Raw genomic sequence first — 15,373 nt, forward strand, 5'->3', positions numbered from 1 at the left:
TCAGCTCCGCGCCCTGCCGTACACCTCGACCTCCGCCGTGTTCAGCTCGACGGGCTTCTCGCTCGCCAGCCACACCCGCACGTAGCGGCCGTGCGCCGCGACGGGGATCGCCGTCGGGCCACCGGCCTGCGCGGTCTCGTGGTGGGACCACACGCCGGGCTTGGTCAGCTGGTCGGACAGGGAGCCGGTGAAGGGCTCGTCGGAGACCAGCACGTAGTAGTCCTTGGTGCGCTCCGCGCAGCAGTCGCTGCGGTTGTAGACGTCGACGCGCTCCAGGTCGGCGACGGAACCGAGGTCGACCTGCCACCAGGGCTGTGCGTCCTTGCCGCTGGTCGTCGCGAAGTTGAAGCGGTCGCCGTCGGCCGCCTTGTCCGCGCCGTACGGGAACCCGCCGTCCGAGACGTAGTCCGAGCTCTGCTTCACGTCCTTGTTCAGGGCGAGTTGCCGCAGCGGCTCGAGGCCCTTCGAGGCGTCGTGCAGCTCCTGGACCTGGCTGACGAAGTCGTCGAGGAACGGGTCGGCGATCTTCACGGGGCCGGGCTGGTGGTGCTCGGCCGGGTCGATGGTGATGTGCGAGGCGGCGTCGGCCACCTTGTCCATCGCGGCGCGCTCGCCGGCCGCCTTGTCCGCGTCATGGGCGTCGATCGCCTTCAGCGCGGCGAGACCGTGCCCGAGGGCCTTGCCCCACAGTGCGGTGGAGTCCAGCCAGGGCCCGGCGTCGTGCAGGAACTGCTGGTCGGGCACGCCGGCACGGAGGACGGCCGGGACGCGCCCGATGTTCGTCGCGGTCGGCGTGAAGGAGCGGATCGCGGCCGTAGGGTCGCTCTCGTACGCCTTCCAGAACTTCTCGAGCTGCGCGCTGAGGATCGGCGACTGCGGCTGCCACGGCTTGGCGCCGAACGTCGGTGCCATGTGGTTGAGGTCGACGAAGGTCTGTACGGCGTCGGCGACCCGCGGGTCGCCGCCGGCCAGGTGCAGCGCGGACCGGCGGGCGGAGCGGGTGCGGTCGTAGCCGCGGTCGTTCCAGGAGAAGTCGGACATGGTGAAGACGGCGAGCTTGCTGGCCGCCTCCTGGTTCATCGGGTTGGAGACGAGGCCGCTGAGGTGCTCGGAGAGGCCGGGCTCACGCTTGTCGTAGGGGGCGAGCAGGAGGCGTCCCGAGGTCCGGCCGAAGTCGTTGACCGGGTAGTTGTCCCAGACGAACACCTTGCGCCCGAACAGCTCGGACGCCTTCTGCGCCTGGTCGTTGGTGATCTCCGGCGGGACGACGTCCGTGCCGGTCCACATGACCTCGATGTTCTTGTCGAGGTTCCCGCGGATCTCCTGCTTGTACGCGGTGTCGGTGAGGTCGCCGTACTCGGTGGGCACCATCTGGAGCGGGTTGGCGCCGTCGTGCGTGGCGATGAAGTCCTGCTGGACGGTGTTGAGCAGACCGACCTGCGCCTTCGCGGCGGGACCGCGACCGGGGGCGCCGAACTTCTGCTGGTCGGCATCGCAGTTCCACTTGGTGTAACTGATGTCGTCGAGCGGCACGGAGAACGAGCGCACGCCCAGGTCGTAGAGCGCCTGGAGCTTCGCGGTGAGGGCCTTCACGTCGGCCGGGTCCGAGTAGCAGACCGAGCCTCCCGGCGAGACGGCGAAGGTGAAGCGGACGTGGTTGGCGCGGGCCCGGTCGACGAGCGTGCCGAGCTGGGCGAGCTTGTCCGCCGGGTACGGCTCGCGCCACTTGTCGCGGTGGTACGGGTCGTCCTTGGGCGCGTACACATAGGTGTTGGACTTGACCTCGCCGAGGAAGTCCATCTGGTCCAGACGCTCCGCCTCCGTCCAGGGCGGTCCGTAGAAGCCCTCGATGGAGCCGCGCAACCGCATGGACGGGAAGTCGGAGACGGACGCCCCCGCGATCTTCCCCTTGGTGACGAGCTGTCCGAACGTCTGGGCCGCGTAGAACTGGCCGGTCGCGTCGGGACCGCCGAGCGCGACGGTTCGTCCGAAGACGCGCACGGCGTAGCCCTCGTCCTGGGTGGGGACGTCGGTGCCGCGCAGGGCCTTGGCCACGTCGGGGCGGGTGGCCGGGCCGAGGAGCACGGTCAGGGGTGCGTGCCCCGACGCTTTGGTGCGCACGTCGAGTTGGCGGACGCCGTGGGCGCGCAGGGTCGCGGTGAGCAGGTCGCGGGCCGGCTTGTCGGTGGTGTCGCCGACGACGAGTTCGGCGCGCGCCGGGAGGGCCACGTCGGCTCCGGCGCGGGTCATGTGCTGCGGGGTCGGCGAGACGACGGGCAGGGGCCGGTCCGTCGGGTGTGCCGAGACGGGCGGGACCGCCGCGGCCGACGCGGCGACGAGCAGGGTGGCGACGGAACAGGCGTGCAGGGCTCTTCGGGCTCTCATGGTGCTCTGCCTCCGTGATAGCGAGTCAGGGGGGTGGTGTCAGGGGGGACGCGGGGGGTGTCAGGGGGCGCGGGGGGTGGTGTCAGTCGCGGGTGTGTTCGCGGTACAGGTCGAGTTGGCCGTCGAGTTCGAGGGCGATGACCGTGCACAGGGGGTCGAGCTGGTCGTCGGTGACGTACAGGTATTCCCAGCCGGGCACCTCGCCGAGCCCGCCGACGCGCTCGTGGCGGACGTCCGTGCCGGTCCCGAGGACCCGCGCCGAGCGGACCGCGTTGCGGACGCCGCGCAGCACGACGTACTCGTTGGGCCGGTCGAAGAGGAACAGGTACAGGGTGCGGCGGTCGGCGGAGAGGGTGGACGGGCCGTAGAAGTGGCCGTGGGGCAGGCCGCGCACGGTGTCGCGGACGGCGGTCCGGTGCCCGGCGATCCACCCGCCGAGTGCTTCGAGGCGTTCGGCCTGCTCCGGCGGGATCGTGCCGTCGGCCTTCGGGCCCACGGCGAGCAGGAGGTTGCCTCCCCCGCCGACGGTCTCGGCGAAGACGCGGACCAGCTGGCGGGGCGACTTGTGGTGGTCGTCCTGCGGCTGGTGGCCCCACGAGTCGTTGACGGTGAGGCACAGCTCCCAGGGGCCCTTCGGCGGTTCGACGGGCACGCCCTGTTCGGGTGTCGCGTAGTCGCCGTGTCCGGTGAGGCGTCCGTTGACGACGGTGTGCGGGCTCAACTCCTTGATGAGTTCGGCGAGTTCGGCCATGCGCCACTGTTCTGGGCTGCGTTCCCACTCGCCGTCGAACCAGAGCAGGTCCGGCTGGAAGAGCTCGAGGAGCTCGCGGACCTGGGCGCGGTGGAAGGCGAGGAAGGCGTCCCAGCGCTCGGGTGACTCGTCACCGACGGCGGGCATCGAGTACGGGTTGCCGCGGTCGTCGGGGTCCTGCCCGTCCGGCCGGATCGCGGCGTAGTCCGGGTGGGACCAGTCGAGGTGCGAGTAGTAGAGGCCGACCTTGAGGCCGCGGCGGCGCAGCGCGTCCACATAGGGGGTGATGAGGTCGCGGGCGGCCGGGGTGCTCTTGACGACGGACAGGTCGTTCGCCCGCGTGTCCCACAGGGCGACCCCGTCGTGGTGCTTGGCGGTGAGGACCGCGTACGCGGCGCCCGCCTCGACGAACAGGTCGGCCCAGGCATCGGGGTCCCAGTTCTGCGCTGCGAACCCGTCGAGCTGCGCCATGTAAGTGTCGTACGGGACCTGCCCGTCGAAGAAGGACCAGGACTCGGCGACGCCGTCGACGCTGTAGATCCCCCAGTGCAGGAAGACGCCGAGCTTGCCGTCCGTGAACCAGGGCTGCATCACCGGCAGTTCTCCTCGTCATAGCTTCACTAAAGCGCTTGAGTGTGGTGGACACTAAAGCGCTAAAGCCGCGTCGGCAAGGGGGCTCGTAAAAGTCTCCTGGAACTGCGCAAAGGGCGGCCCGCCGACCCCGTCGATCTCGTATTGAGGTGCTGACTGATGCGCCAGTCAGCACCTCAATACCCCCGTTGATCTGTATCGATGTGCTCCCGCGTGTTGAGATCTGCTCAATGCGCGGTTAGGGTCGTCGACCGTGGAGCACGGAGACGAGAACCGAGACGAGGTCGCCGCCCGGGTGCGGGAGGTGATCACCGCCGCCGGGGTGAGCCAACGCGAGTTCGCCCGGCGGATCGTCATGGACCCTTCCAAGCTGTCCCGGTCCCTGAGCGGCACGCGCCGCTTCACGGCGGCCGAGCTGGCCCGGATCGCCGACGAGGGGCAAGTGGACGCGGGCCGGCTGCTCGGCGCGCGGCACCGGCCCCCGGCCCGCCCGGTGGGCACCGCCGTCCCGGTCGAGGGCGGCCGCCCCTCGCAGATCGTGCGCGAGACGGTCCGCCTGATCGCCGAGCGCGGCTTCCACGCCGTACGGGTCTCCGACATCGCCGAGGCCTGCGCGACCAGCACGGCCGCCATCCACTACCACTTCCCCGGCCGCGCCGAACTCCTCGAGGCGGCCGTGCGGTGGTGCATGGACGAGGACACCGCCCACCGGGCGGCACGCACGGCCACCGCGGCGGACCCGGCCGACGAGCTGCGCCAGCTCATCGCGCTCCAGACGCCGCGCACCGCGCAGCAGCGCCGGCAGTGGGCGGTGTGGCTGGATCTGTGGGCCGAGGCGGCCCGCTCCACGGCGGTCGGCGGGCTGCACGCCGAGTACTACCGGCAGTGGCGCGAGACCGTCGCCGACGTGGTGCGGCGCGGTGTCGCGCGGGGATCGTTCAGACCCGTCGACCCTCAGGCGGCGGCGCTCGCGCTCACCGCCCTGATCGACGGCCTGGCCACCCAGGTGCTCGCGACGGCGCCCGGCGCCCCCGGCACGGACGCCGAGGCGATGCACACGGCTCTGCTCGCGTACGTCGACAGCACCCTGACCGCGCCCGCCCCCCAATGAACTGACTCACCATCACATCCCCCTGCCCCCAACGGCCTTCGGGTCCAAGGAGCGATGTCCGCATGCCCATGAACCAGGATGTCATCATCACCTGCGCCCTCACCGGCGCCGGCGACACCGTCCGCAAGAGCCCCCACGTACCGGTCACCCCCGAGCAGATCGCCCGCTCCGCGGTGGAGGCGGCGGACGCGGGCGCCGCCGAGGTCCACATCCACGTACGCGACCCCGAGACCGGAGCGCCCTCGCGCGACCCGCGGCTGTACCGCGAGGTCGTCGAGCGGATCAAGGAGACCGGCACCGACGTCGTCATCAACCTCACCGCCGGGATGGGCGGTGACCTGGTCGTCGACCCGGACGAACCGCTCAAGCAGCTGCCGGGCACCGACCTCGTCGGCGGCCTCGAAAGGCTGCCGCACGTCGAGGACCTGCTCCCCGACATCTGCACCCTGGACTGCGGCTCCCTCAACTTCGGCGACGGCAGCAACCTCTACGTCTCCACGCCTGACATGCTGCGCGCGGGCGCCCGGCGCATCCAGGAGCTGGGCGTACGGCCCGAGTTGGAGATCTTCGACACGGGACACCTGTGGTTCGCCAAGCAGCTGCTCGCCGAGGGCCTGCTCGACGACCCGACCGTCTTCCAGCTCTGCATGGGTATCCCGTGGGGCGCGCCCGCCGACCCGGGCGTACTCCAGTCGATGGTCAACATGCTGCCGGAGGGCGCCCAGTGGGCGAGCTTCGCGCTCGGCCGGATGCAGATGCCGTGGGTCGCGCAGTCCGTCGTGCTCGGCGGGCACGTCCGCGTCGGCCTGGAGGACAACCTCTATCTCGGCAAGGGGGTCAAGGCCACCAACGCGCAGCTCGTGGAGCGCGCCGTGACGATCGTCGAGGCGATGGGCGCCCGCGTCGCCACCCCGGACGAGGCCCGGCACAAGCTCGGCCTCAAGCCCCGCGCCGATGCCGCCGCCGTCCCCGCCGCGGCCGCCCAGGAAGGAACCCTCTGATCATGACGTCACCCGAACCCGAGAACGTGACCCGCGTCGCCTGCGTGGGCGCCGGTGTGATCGGCGGCGGCTGGGTCGCCCACTTCCTGGCCCGCGGCTACGACGTCACGGCCTGGGACCCGGCACCCGACGCGGAGCTGCGGCTGCGCCGCCTGGTCGATGCCGCGTGGCCCGCGCTCACGCAGCTGGGTCTCGCCGACGGGGCGTCCACTCACCGTCTCACGGTGACCGCCACGCTCGAAGAGGCCGTGGCGGACGCCGAGTTCGTCCAGGAGAGCGCCCCGGAGAAGCTGGAGCTCAAGCGCGAGCTGCTGGCCCGGCTGGATGCCGCGACGCCGCCCGGAGTCGTCATCGCCTCGTCCACGTCCGGCTATCCGATGTCGGACATGCAGACGGATGCCGAGGGCGCGGGCCGCCTCGTCGTCGGGCACCCGTTCAACCCGCCGTACCTCATCCCGCTGGTCGAAGTGGTCGGCGGCGAGCGGACCTCGGCCGAGGCGGTGGCGTGGGCCTCCCGCTTCTACGAGGTGGCGGGCAAGTCCGTCATCACCATGGACCGCGAGGTGCCCGGCTTCATAGCCAACCGCCTCCAGGAAGCGCTGTGGCGCGAGGCCCTGCACATGGTCGCCAACGGCGAGGCCACCGTGAAGGAGATCGACGACTCCATCACCGAGGGTCCCGGCCTGCGCTGGGCGTTCATGGGCCCGATGCTGACGTTCGCGCTCGCGGGCGGCGAGGGCGGAATGGCGCACATGCTGGACCACTTCGGTCCCTCGCTGAAGTCACCCTGGACCCGCCTCGAAGCACCCGAGCTCGACAAGGCGCTGTACGACTCCGTGGTCGCCGGCTGCGACGACGCGGCGGCCGGGCGGACCATCGCCGACCTCGTGGCCGAGCGCGACCAGGGCGTCATCGACGTACTGCGGGCGACGGGCCGCCTGCCCGGCGCCCGGAAGGAGGCGGGCAAGTGACCTCGCTGCCGCTGCTGCACAGCACCGTGCGTGCCGAGTGGATCGACTACAACGGCCACATGAGCGAGGCGTTCTACGTCCTCGTCTTCGGGCACGCCACCGACGCGCTGATGATCGAGACGGGCCTGCACTCCGGGTACCGCGAGTCCACCGGCTGTTCCCTGTACACGGTCGAGTCGCACCTGCGCTATCTGCGCGACGTCCCGGAGGGGGCGGCCCTCGCCGTCCGCACCCGGGTCCTGGGCGCGGCGGCCAAGAAGGCCCGCTTCACCCACGAGTTGTACGTCGTCACGGCCCCGGGCGCCCAACCGGCCGAGGACGCGCAGCCGGTCGCCACGACGGAGCTGCTCGCCGTGCACGTCGACCAGAAGGCGGGGCGCGCGGCGCCGTTCCCCGACGAGGTCCGCGAGCGCTTCACCGCGCTGACCGAGGAAACCCCTGACTGGGCGGGACGGTCCATCGCGCAGGTGTGAGCACGCGGTGAGAGCACACGGTGACGACCCGCGCCCCGGCTCGGGAGCGCGGGTCGTCAGGGCACCGTCAGCGGCCAGTTGCATGTAAAGATCAGCCAACTCCGCGGGAAACCCGAATACTTGACGTCACGGAATGCCTCATGTGGCATTCTCGCTGCACTGATGCCCTGCAGATCACCGAGATACGAGGGGGCAGGGGCCGTGACGGAGCACTCGGCAGTCACCGGCGTGCGTGGGCGCGGAGGCATCGTCTCGCTCGTGGAGTCGACGCTCGCGCTCGACCGCGCCGCGGAGCGTCCGCTGACCATGCTGCTCGGGCCACGCGGCAGCGGCACCAGCGAGCTGCTGTGCGTCCTGATGGAACAGTTCGGGACCCAATACCCCTTCGGATACGTCAAGTTCACGTCGGGCCAGGAGCTGCTGCCGCGCTACGCCCTCGGCCTGCTCGCCCGGCAGCTGGCGCGGAATCTGCCGAGCTACCGTCACACGGCGTTCCCGCGTCTCGCCCTCGGACTGCTGGCTTCCGACCAGGGCCTGCCGCACCAGGCCCTCACCGGCGGGCAGCGCGGCATCAGGGGCGCCCTCACGGACCTGGAGAAGAAGGCCAGGCACCAGCACGGCGACTATCTGGGCGCCTATCTGACGGTCGCTCAGGCCTCGATCGACGCTCCTGACGGCGCGAGCCGCAGCGCCCGTGCGCTGCTCGCCGCGGCGACGGACACGTCCGCGCGGTCGTGGGCCGGGCGCTGGGACCACTCGGCTGCCGCCTGGTTCGGACAGCACCGCCTCACCCACAGCTCCGACCCGTGGGAGTCGCTGCTCGAACTCAACCGCTGGCGCCACCAGGGCGACGAGCGCGACAAGCTCCGGCTCGACCAACTCCTGTGCTCCGCCTTCCTGGAAGACCTGCGCACCAGCGTCAAGGGGGCCTTCCGGCCGCGCTCGTATCTGCTGCTGCTCGACGAGACGCACACCGACCACGGCCGCGAGTTCCTCGATCTGCTGCTCCAGGCGCGGCACGACGACACGGTTCTCGGGCGCCGCCCGTGCGACCCGCTGTCCGTCGTCGCGGGCTGCAACCGGTGGCTGCCCCGCTGGGGCCCGGCGACCGGCGAGGAGTGGCCGTGGCAGCCGCGCGAGCCCGACCGGGCCTCGCTCGCCGACTGGCACGAGCACCGCCCCTCCGGGGACGGCCAGGACACCTGGTGGTATCCGCTGCGCATGCGCGACCTGGACCGCGACGAGGTGCGCATCCATGTCGAGCAGCAGCTCAACACGCACCCCGAGCTGACGCCGTTCACCACGCTCGCGCCGTTCGTCCACCGGCTCACCGGCGGGCTGCCCAAGGCCGTCCAGCAGGTCTTCGAAGCGCTCGGCGGGCCGAACGTGCCCCAGGTGCCCGGACCGCAGCAGAACCTCTGGCTGCGCGACCTTCCGCACCGGACCGTGTCGGCCGGAGGACGCAAGCCGTTCCTCGTGGACGCCGCGCTCGACGACCTGCTCGCCGACTTCGACGCCGCGGACCGGGACCGCCTCGCCCAATGCGCCGCCGCCGAGGACCTGTTCGTCGGGGCGCAGCTCCTCGGCCGCGGCGCGGAGCTGTTCACCGACATCCGCAGCCGCTGGCTGCTGAGCGCTCCGGGCACCCTGTCCCTCCATCCCTGGCTCCGGCGGATGCTGCTGTGGCACCTGGCCGGACGGGCCGGCGCCTGGGACACCGCGCACGAGGTCCTCGCAGAGCATTACGCGAACGGGGAGCATCGCGTTCAGGAGCTCTACCACCTTCTCGCGCTGGAGAAGGTCGACGAGGTCGCCGACCATCTCGTCACCCTGCGCAACACAGCACGGACGGAGGAATGGCTCAGCGCCTTCCACACCATCACCTCGGCCCCCAACCGGCTCGTCCACCCCGGCGGCCCGCTGGAGCTGCGGGCCCGCCTCGCGCCGTCCGACCCGGGCGACCAGGTCACCGTCCCCGCCGTGATCCGCGACCTGGTGGTGGCGCGCTGGCTGTGGAGCGACCCGCTGACAGATCCCGGCAGGCAGCTCAGCCCGGTCCTCGCCGACGGCTTCGTGCACCTGTCCCGACTGTGGAGGAACTACAACGTGGCCCTGGTCAACGAGGCGGAGCGCTACCGGCTCACGACACCCACCCGTACGCCGCCGATACTGGGGAGCGGGACATGAGCCCGCTGAGCCTGCCGCGGTGGCGCGAGTGGTCCTGGCGGACGGTGAAGCTGGTCGCGGCCGGTGTGGCGCTCGCCGTGGTGCTCTCCGTCGCCGGGTTCGTGATCTCCGACAAGGTCTCGGACGCCCGTGCCCGCTGCGCCGACGGGGTGACGCATGTGGAGCCGGACCGGGAGTGCGTGGGTGTCACCGACGGCTCGTACACGTTCGCCGGACATCTCAAGCGGGTCGAGAAGAAGATCGAGGAGGAGAACAAGCGGGTCTACGACCACCGCGGCACGGACCCGTACGTCACCGTCGCCTACCTCACCTCCTTCACCGTCACCGACGACGACAGCAACTCCGAGGACTCCGTACGGCACGAGCTCGAAGGTGCCTATCTCGCGCAGATCCGGCACAACACGGGCGACCTCGCCGCGTCCCCGAAGATCCGGCTGCTCGTCGCCAACACCGGGAGCGCGGCGCGCCATTGGGAGAACGCCGTCGACAAGCTGATCGCCCTCAAGAGCGCCCCCGACCGGCTCGTCGCCGTCGCGGGCCTCGGCCCGAGCACCGGCCCGAACGTCGCGGCGCTGCGCAAGCTGTCGGAGAACGGCATCGCCACGGTCTCCAGCATCATGACGGCGACCGACATCAAGGGCATACAGGGTTTCGTGCGGGTCGCGCCGACCAACGCGGACGAGGCGCGGGCGGGCGCCGCGTACCTCAAGCGGCAGAAGAACAAGTACCGCACCGCCGTCGTCATTCAGGACGCCGACAAGGACGACCTCTACGCGTCCACCCTCGGCGAGGCGTTCAGCGAGGAGTACCCGGACAAGGACCACCGCCTCGTCGCGGACCGCATCACGTACGACTCCTCGGTACCCTCCGCCTGGCCCAACGAACTCCACTACACCGCCGAGCAGTTGTGCGGCGAGCGGCCCGAAGTGGTCTATTTCGCCGGGCGCGGACGCCATCTGTCGCACTTCCTTAACGCGCTCGCCAACCGGACCTGCCAGTCGCGGAACTTCACCGTGCTGACCGGCGACGACACGACGAACCTGACGCCCAAGGAACTCGACGCCGCCGCGCGCACGGGCGTGACCATGCTCTACACGGGTCTCGCCCACGCGGACATGTGGCGCAACGACCCGGGCGCGGTGTCGGGCCCGTCGGCCGGCAGCTTCCAGCCGGGCGGCACCCTCGACAAGTGGTTCCCCGGCGACGCCCGTTACGACGGCCAGGACATCATGGGCCACGACGCCGTGCTCACCGCGGCGCAGGCCATCCGGATGGCGTCCAACTGGCAGGGCGAGGTGACGGGGCGCTCGGTCGGCCGGATGTTCCTCCAGCTCGACGGGGACCGCAAGGTGCCCGGTGCGAGTGGTTTCCTGTCGTTCAAGGACAACGGGGACCCGCGCGACAAGGCGGTCCCGATCCTGCGGCTCACGCCGAAGGGCACGTCGGAGCTGGTCGACGTGTCGGCGCCGGGCGGCAAACCGGCCTCGGGCAGGTAGGTCACCGTATCCACGGCGTTCAACCCGGCCTATTCTCAAAGGTGTTGAACGGGCCGACGTTTGCGAGGGCGTGTGGATCCATCCGCTTTCTTCTACACGAGCTGCACCCGCGGCGACGGCTGGCCGGCGCTCACCCGCTTCCACGCCGATCTGGAGTACCGGTTGCGGGCGCAGGAGGGCTACGGCATCAGCGGCGCGCTCGGCGCGGCGATGAACCCCGACACGGCGCCGAGCAGCGCCATCACCAAGGCCGGCGTGATGATCGCGCTGTACTCCCCGAGATACTTCCAGGACCGCGGCTGCGGCCTCGAATGGGCCGTCATCCAGGCCCGGATGCGCCACCGCGCGAACACCGCGGGCATCCAGGTCCCCGGGTGCCTCATCCCGGTCTGCTGGAAGCCCGTGGCCGACCGGCTGATCCCGCAGGCGGTGCGCCGCTCCGAGTCGTTCCCCGGGCCCGGCGCCTTCGACTGGCTCAGGGGGCAGGGCCTTCAGACCCTGGTGTCGTCGTCCGACCCGGGCGCCGACGAGCGGTACTACGTGTTCGTCGAGCAGCTGGCCAAGAACATCCTGGACGCCGGGCGTGCCGGGCTCGAACCGCTCGGTTCCGACGAAGCGCGCGACACGCTCCCCGCGTTCGGCTCCGCGTACGGCGCGGCCGGACCGGCCCGCCCCGGACTCAGGGTGCCCGAGCAGCCGGATCCCCGGCACGAGAGCGCCGCCGGTGAGCCCCGCTCGGTCGCGATCAGCTACGTCGGCGCCGACCAGGCGTGGGCCGACTGGATGGACGACGTGCTCCGCGAGGAGGGCCACGCCGTGCGGCAGCGGCGCTGGCGCGTCGGCCGCGAGACCCTGTCGCAGGCCGTGGAGCGGGCACGGGACGGCGCCGACCGGGTCGTGGTCGTCTTCTCCCGTAGCTACTTCGACGCCGGGAACACCGCCCCCACCGACTGGGAGAGCGCCTTCACCCCGCCCGCCTCCGACCCGTCCTGGCTCGTCGCCGTACAGATCGACGCGGCGCCCCGGCCCGTACTCGTACGCGGGGTCAAGGTCCTCGCGCTGGAGGGCTCCGGTCCCGACCAGGCCGAACGGCTCCGCGAAGGGGTCACAGACCCGGTGGGTGCGGCGCCCCGCGACCCTGCGGGGGGAGCGCGTTGACCGGGTCGAGACGTTCCGCAACCGATCCTCCGCCGATATCGAACCTTCCGGTCCAGGCGACCCCGTTCGTCGGCCGTGACGAAGAGATCGCCGCCATCCACGACCTGTTCGAGGACCACCGTGCGGTCCTCCTGCACGACCCGGCCGACCGTCGGCACGGGTACGGCAAGTCGGAGGCGGCCATCACCTACTGCCATCGCTACCGCATGCGCTACCGCGTGGCCTGGTGGTTCAACTGCTCCCACGAGAGCGATCTCGGCCGGCTGCGGCAGCTGATCGAGCGCGGGACGGACGAGCTGCACACCCGGTACCGCGAGGTCCTGCGCGTGGCGCAGATCCCCGAGCGCCCCGACGACAAGTGGCTGCTCCTGTACGACAACGTGGCCGATCCCGACCGGGTCCAGGACCTCTTCCCGGCCGGCGACGCCCGGATCCTGGTCACGTCCCGGCCGCGGGGTTCGGCGTGGGACGAGGACGCCCGGCTGCCCGTCGGCGATCTCGACCCGTCCGAAGTGGCCAGTCTCTTCCGTCAGTTGGCCGAGATCAGACAGCCCGTGGCCGAGGATCTCGCCCGGACGTTCGCGGGACATCCGCAGCAGATCATCGCCGTGGCCGAGCAGATCCGGCGGGGCACGCCGCCCGCCGCGTGTGTCGCGCTCGCCGACGCCGTCCGGCTCGCGCCCCCGCCCGCGCGGCCCGCACCGCCGCAGCCGTCGGGCCATGTGCGGATGAGCGCCCAGGACCGGGAGACGCTCATCGACACCCTGCTGTCCTCACCGGTCTGCCGGGACCTGCCCAGCTACCGCGCCTGGATCAAGGCCATCGACCGGCGGGCGACGGTGTCGTCCAGCCTGCCGTCGGAGACGGAGACCATCCGCACGCGCGTCGTCGGCCTGGTGTCCATCGCCCTCAGCCGCGACGCGCCCGATGTCCTGCTGGCCCTCGCCAAAGCCTTCGAGGACAAGACCGGCCGGCACGAGGCGCAGCTCGTCCGGGCGCTGATCGGCCCGGCGGCGGCGAACTGGAACGAGAACAAGGAGCCGATACGCGCAGTGCTGCCCCCACGCCCCGCCGATGCCCCGTTCTTCTTCACCAGCTACGCGAACCGGGAGGACGATCAGGAGCACGTCGCCGAGTTCCACGAACAGCTCGAACAGGAGCTGCGCATCAAGCGCGGCCGCAACGTGACGAGTACGGGATTCCTGGACCGCCGCAGTCTCCAACTCGGCCTGACCTGGCGGGAACCGATGGTCGAGGCGATCCGCTCGACACGGCTGCTGGTCGCGCTGATCACCGCGGACTACTTCGAGAGCGAGTGGTGCCGGCGGGAGTGGGCCGTGATGACGGAGCGTGCCCGCCGTGCCGGGCGTTCGCCGGGCGACGAGCCGGTCGCCATCCTGCCGCTGTTCTGGGTCAAGCCCCGCGGCCCGCTCCCCAAGGATCTCGCGTCCATCCAGTACAGCTCGCCCGCGCTGTTCGGCGGGAGCAGAGCCCCGGACAACCTGATCGACCTGCTCCGCGAGGACAAGAAGAAGGCCGCGGCCTTCATCCGCAGGCTCGCCGACACCATGATCGAAGCGGCGGACCGAGACCTTCCGGCGCTCGAAGCGGACGCCGTGCGGGACATTCCGCTCGCGTTCGGCGAGTGGGACACGGGGGACACGTCGCTGCCGGGCTCGAAAGCGGGCTCGGGCCCTGGCGTGAGCGGCGCCCAGCCGCATCCCGATCCCCATCCGGACCCCGATCCACAACCCGACCCGGAGTCGCAGCCAAAGCCGAGGCCTGAGCCCGAACCGGAACCTGATCCGGCGCCTCGCGAGCGGGCCGACCAGTCCCCTGGGCCCTCCCTCGTGCCGGACCCTCGTGTCTCCCCCGACCAGCCCCGGCCCTCGGTACGCCCCACAACGCCCCCACCCGCGTCCACTCCCCCATCGGGCTCCGACAAGACCCGGCTCATCGAGGCCCTCACGACCGGCCCGCTGCGCGAGCCCACGCGGTACACACCGTGGGTCGAGGCCGTGCTCCGGGACGTCGACGAGGTGCACCATCCGGCGGTCACGCAGTTCGTCGACCCGCTCAGGAGACGGGTGCACCTCCTGGTGAACTTCGCCTACGACCAGTCCACCCCGGACCTGTTCCGCGCCATGGCCCGTGCGCTCACGCTGGTCGACCCCGGCGGCGCGGACGCCCCCGACGAGACCGTGACCGCAGTGCACCACCTCGTGGACCGTATTGTCGCGGCATGGCCTCACCACACGTGACCCCGAACCGAAGACCCGCGCGCGACTGCCCGTTCTGCCGGATCGCCGCGGGTACGGGACCGGCGCGCCTGGTCAGCACGGGCCAGGACGTCATCGCTTTCCTGCCGCTGCGCCCGGTCCATCCCGGCCACGTCCTCGTCGTGCCGCGGCGCCACCTGGAGGACATCTGGGACCTGGACGGGGCCACGGCAACAGCGGTGAGCAGTACGGTACTTCGGGTCGCGCACGCCGTACGTGCGGTGTTCCGGCCCGACGGGCTGAACGTCATCCAGTCCTCGGGGGCCGCCGCGACCCAGACCGTGCCGCACCTGCACGTCCACGTGGTCCCACGGTTCACGGACGACCGGATGGGCGCCATCTGGCCCGCCCCCGCCGACGGGTCACCCCTCGCCCTGGACGAGGCGGCGAGCCGGTTGTCCAGAGCCCTACAACAGGACGACCAGGGCGATGAGTTGGGCCAGGGCGAGGCCGCCGTAGAAGAGGGCGACCGTCAGGGAACCCGCGGCCCGTAGCGCCCCGGCACGCTCCGCGCCGCCGCTCGCGTCGAGGCTGAACGGCTCTATGTCACCGCCCGGCCTCCGCACCTTGTCGTAGAGCCGCCTGAACAGTCGCTCCTTGTACAGGAAGTACCCGTCGAGCAGCCAGAACGCCACGATGGGGACGAAGCCCGTGGCCGCCACCGTCCGGCTCGCGTTCCCGGCGGCGAAGGCGAGCAGCGCGCCCATCAGGGTCAGAGCCCAGCCCTTGATCAGGAACGAGTTGTTGCCCATCCGCGCGACGACGGCCTGGATCAGTTCGAGGTGTCTGATCTGCCCGTCGTCCAGAACTGTCCGGCTCGCAGGTTCCGCTGTCACGGCATTCCCCCTTCGGGCGGAACCCTACCCAGCGACCGGGCGCACGTGGCGCCGTTGCCCCCGTCACCTACTGGTACCCCCGTCACTTACTGGCCGAAATAAGCAACTGCTTAGTACGCTGGTTGCGCGGGGCC

At 71.2% G+C, this 15,373-nt stretch carries 12 protein-coding genes; 9 read left to right on the forward strand and 3 right to left on the reverse strand.

Annotated features, from left to right (window positions below):
- Both AC07EJ_RS11650 and AC07EJ_RS11655 read right to left on the reverse strand, forming a co-directional pair.
- Nucleotides 1–2,385, reverse strand: a complete 2,385-nt coding sequence (locus tag AC07EJ_RS11650) for a beta-N-acetylglucosaminidase domain-containing protein (protein ID WP_478884123.1) — start codon at nucleotides 2,383–2,385, stop codon at nucleotides 1–3.
- Between the two features lie 82 nt (nucleotides 2,386–2,467).
- Nucleotides 2,468–3,727, reverse strand: coding sequence for an alpha-L-fucosidase (locus AC07EJ_RS11655; protein ID WP_478884263.1), 1,260 nt, complete (start codon nucleotides 3,725–3,727; stop codon nucleotides 2,468–2,470).
- Nucleotides 3,728–3,980: 253 nt separating this feature from the next.
- Between AC07EJ_RS11655 and AC07EJ_RS11660 the strand changes: the two genes are divergently transcribed.
- The 9 genes from AC07EJ_RS11660 to AC07EJ_RS11700 all read left to right on the forward strand — a co-directional run bounded on the left by AC07EJ_RS11660 (nucleotide 3,981) and on the right by AC07EJ_RS11700 (nucleotide 14,897).
- On the forward strand, nucleotides 3,981–4,838 hold the full coding sequence (locus AC07EJ_RS11660) for a TetR/AcrR family transcriptional regulator (RefSeq protein WP_478884124.1): 858 nt from the start codon (nucleotides 3,981–3,983) through the stop codon (nucleotides 4,836–4,838).
- Between the two features lie 62 nt (nucleotides 4,839–4,900).
- Entirely contained in the window at nucleotides 4,901–5,839 is a 939-nt protein-coding gene (locus AC07EJ_RS11665; RefSeq protein WP_389476529.1) for a beta-keto acid cleavage family enzyme, read from the forward strand.
- Nucleotides 5,840–5,841: 2 nt separating this feature from the next.
- Entirely contained in the window at nucleotides 5,842–6,810 is a 969-nt protein-coding gene (locus AC07EJ_RS11670; RefSeq protein ID WP_478884125.1) for a 3-hydroxyacyl-CoA dehydrogenase NAD-binding domain-containing protein, read from the forward strand.
- Nucleotides 6,807–7,283: a thioesterase family protein gene (locus tag AC07EJ_RS11675; protein ID WP_478884126.1), complete on the forward strand. Its 477-nt coding sequence runs from the start codon at nucleotides 6,807–6,809 to the stop codon at nucleotides 7,281–7,283. The genes AC07EJ_RS11670 and AC07EJ_RS11675 overlap by 4 nt, the downstream gene beginning before the upstream one ends.
- Before the next feature lie 201 nt (nucleotides 7,284–7,484).
- Nucleotides 7,485–9,470, forward strand: coding sequence for a hypothetical protein (locus tag AC07EJ_RS11680; RefSeq protein ID WP_478884127.1), 1,986 nt, complete (start codon nucleotides 7,485–7,487; stop codon nucleotides 9,468–9,470).
- Complete coding sequence (locus AC07EJ_RS11685; protein ID WP_389476537.1) at nucleotides 9,467–10,966, forward strand: ABC transporter substrate-binding protein; 1,500 nt, start codon at nucleotides 9,467–9,469, stop codon at nucleotides 10,964–10,966. The genes AC07EJ_RS11680 and AC07EJ_RS11685 overlap by 4 nt, the downstream gene beginning before the upstream one ends.
- Before the next feature lie 72 nt (nucleotides 10,967–11,038).
- Nucleotides 11,039–12,124 carry a TIR domain-containing protein gene (locus AC07EJ_RS11690; RefSeq protein ID WP_389476539.1) on the forward strand — a complete coding sequence of 362 codons (1,086 nt, stop codon included), beginning with the start codon at nucleotides 11,039–11,041 and terminating at the stop codon, nucleotides 12,122–12,124.
- Nucleotides 12,121–14,385, forward strand: a complete 2,265-nt coding sequence (locus AC07EJ_RS11695; protein ID WP_478884128.1) for a TIR domain-containing protein — start codon at nucleotides 12,121–12,123, stop codon at nucleotides 14,383–14,385. Before AC07EJ_RS11690 ends, AC07EJ_RS11695 begins: the two co-directional genes overlap by 4 nt.
- Nucleotides 14,367–14,897, forward strand: a complete 531-nt coding sequence (locus tag AC07EJ_RS11700) for an HIT family protein (protein ID WP_478884129.1) — start codon at nucleotides 14,367–14,369, stop codon at nucleotides 14,895–14,897. Before AC07EJ_RS11695 ends, AC07EJ_RS11700 begins: the two co-directional genes overlap by 19 nt.
- Here AC07EJ_RS11700 and AC07EJ_RS11705 read toward each other — a convergent pair.
- A complete protein-coding gene (locus tag AC07EJ_RS11705; protein ID WP_389476545.1) occupies nucleotides 14,811–15,239 on the reverse strand; it encodes a hypothetical protein in 429 nt (142 codons plus the stop codon). The genes AC07EJ_RS11700 and AC07EJ_RS11705 overlap by 87 nt on opposite strands.
- Nucleotides 15,240–15,373 lie beyond the last annotated feature (134 nt).

This window comes from Streptomyces sp. NPDC045026 (genome assembly GCF_056432625.1).

Excerpts from the sequence above, each read along its gene's own strand:
- AC07EJ_RS11650 (WP_478884123.1), bottom strand. The coding sequence starts at position 2,385 with ATGAGAGCCCGAAGAGCCCTGCACGCCTGTTCCGTCGCCACCCTGCTC.
- AC07EJ_RS11655 (WP_478884263.1), bottom strand. The coding sequence starts at position 3,727 with ATGCAGCCCTGGTTCACGGACGGCAAGCTCGGCGTCTTCCTGCACTGG.
- AC07EJ_RS11665 (WP_389476529.1), top strand. The coding sequence starts at position 4,901 with ATGCCCATGAACCAGGATGTCATCATCACCTGCGCCCTCACCGGCGCC.
- AC07EJ_RS11670 (WP_478884125.1), top strand. The coding sequence starts at position 5,842 with ATGACGTCACCCGAACCCGAGAACGTGACCCGCGTCGCCTGCGTGGGC.
- AC07EJ_RS11685 (WP_389476537.1), top strand. The coding sequence starts at position 9,467 with ATGAGCCCGCTGAGCCTGCCGCGGTGGCGCGAGTGGTCCTGGCGGACG.
- AC07EJ_RS11700 (WP_478884129.1), top strand. The coding sequence starts at position 14,367 with ATGGCCTCACCACACGTGACCCCGAACCGAAGACCCGCGCGCGACTGC.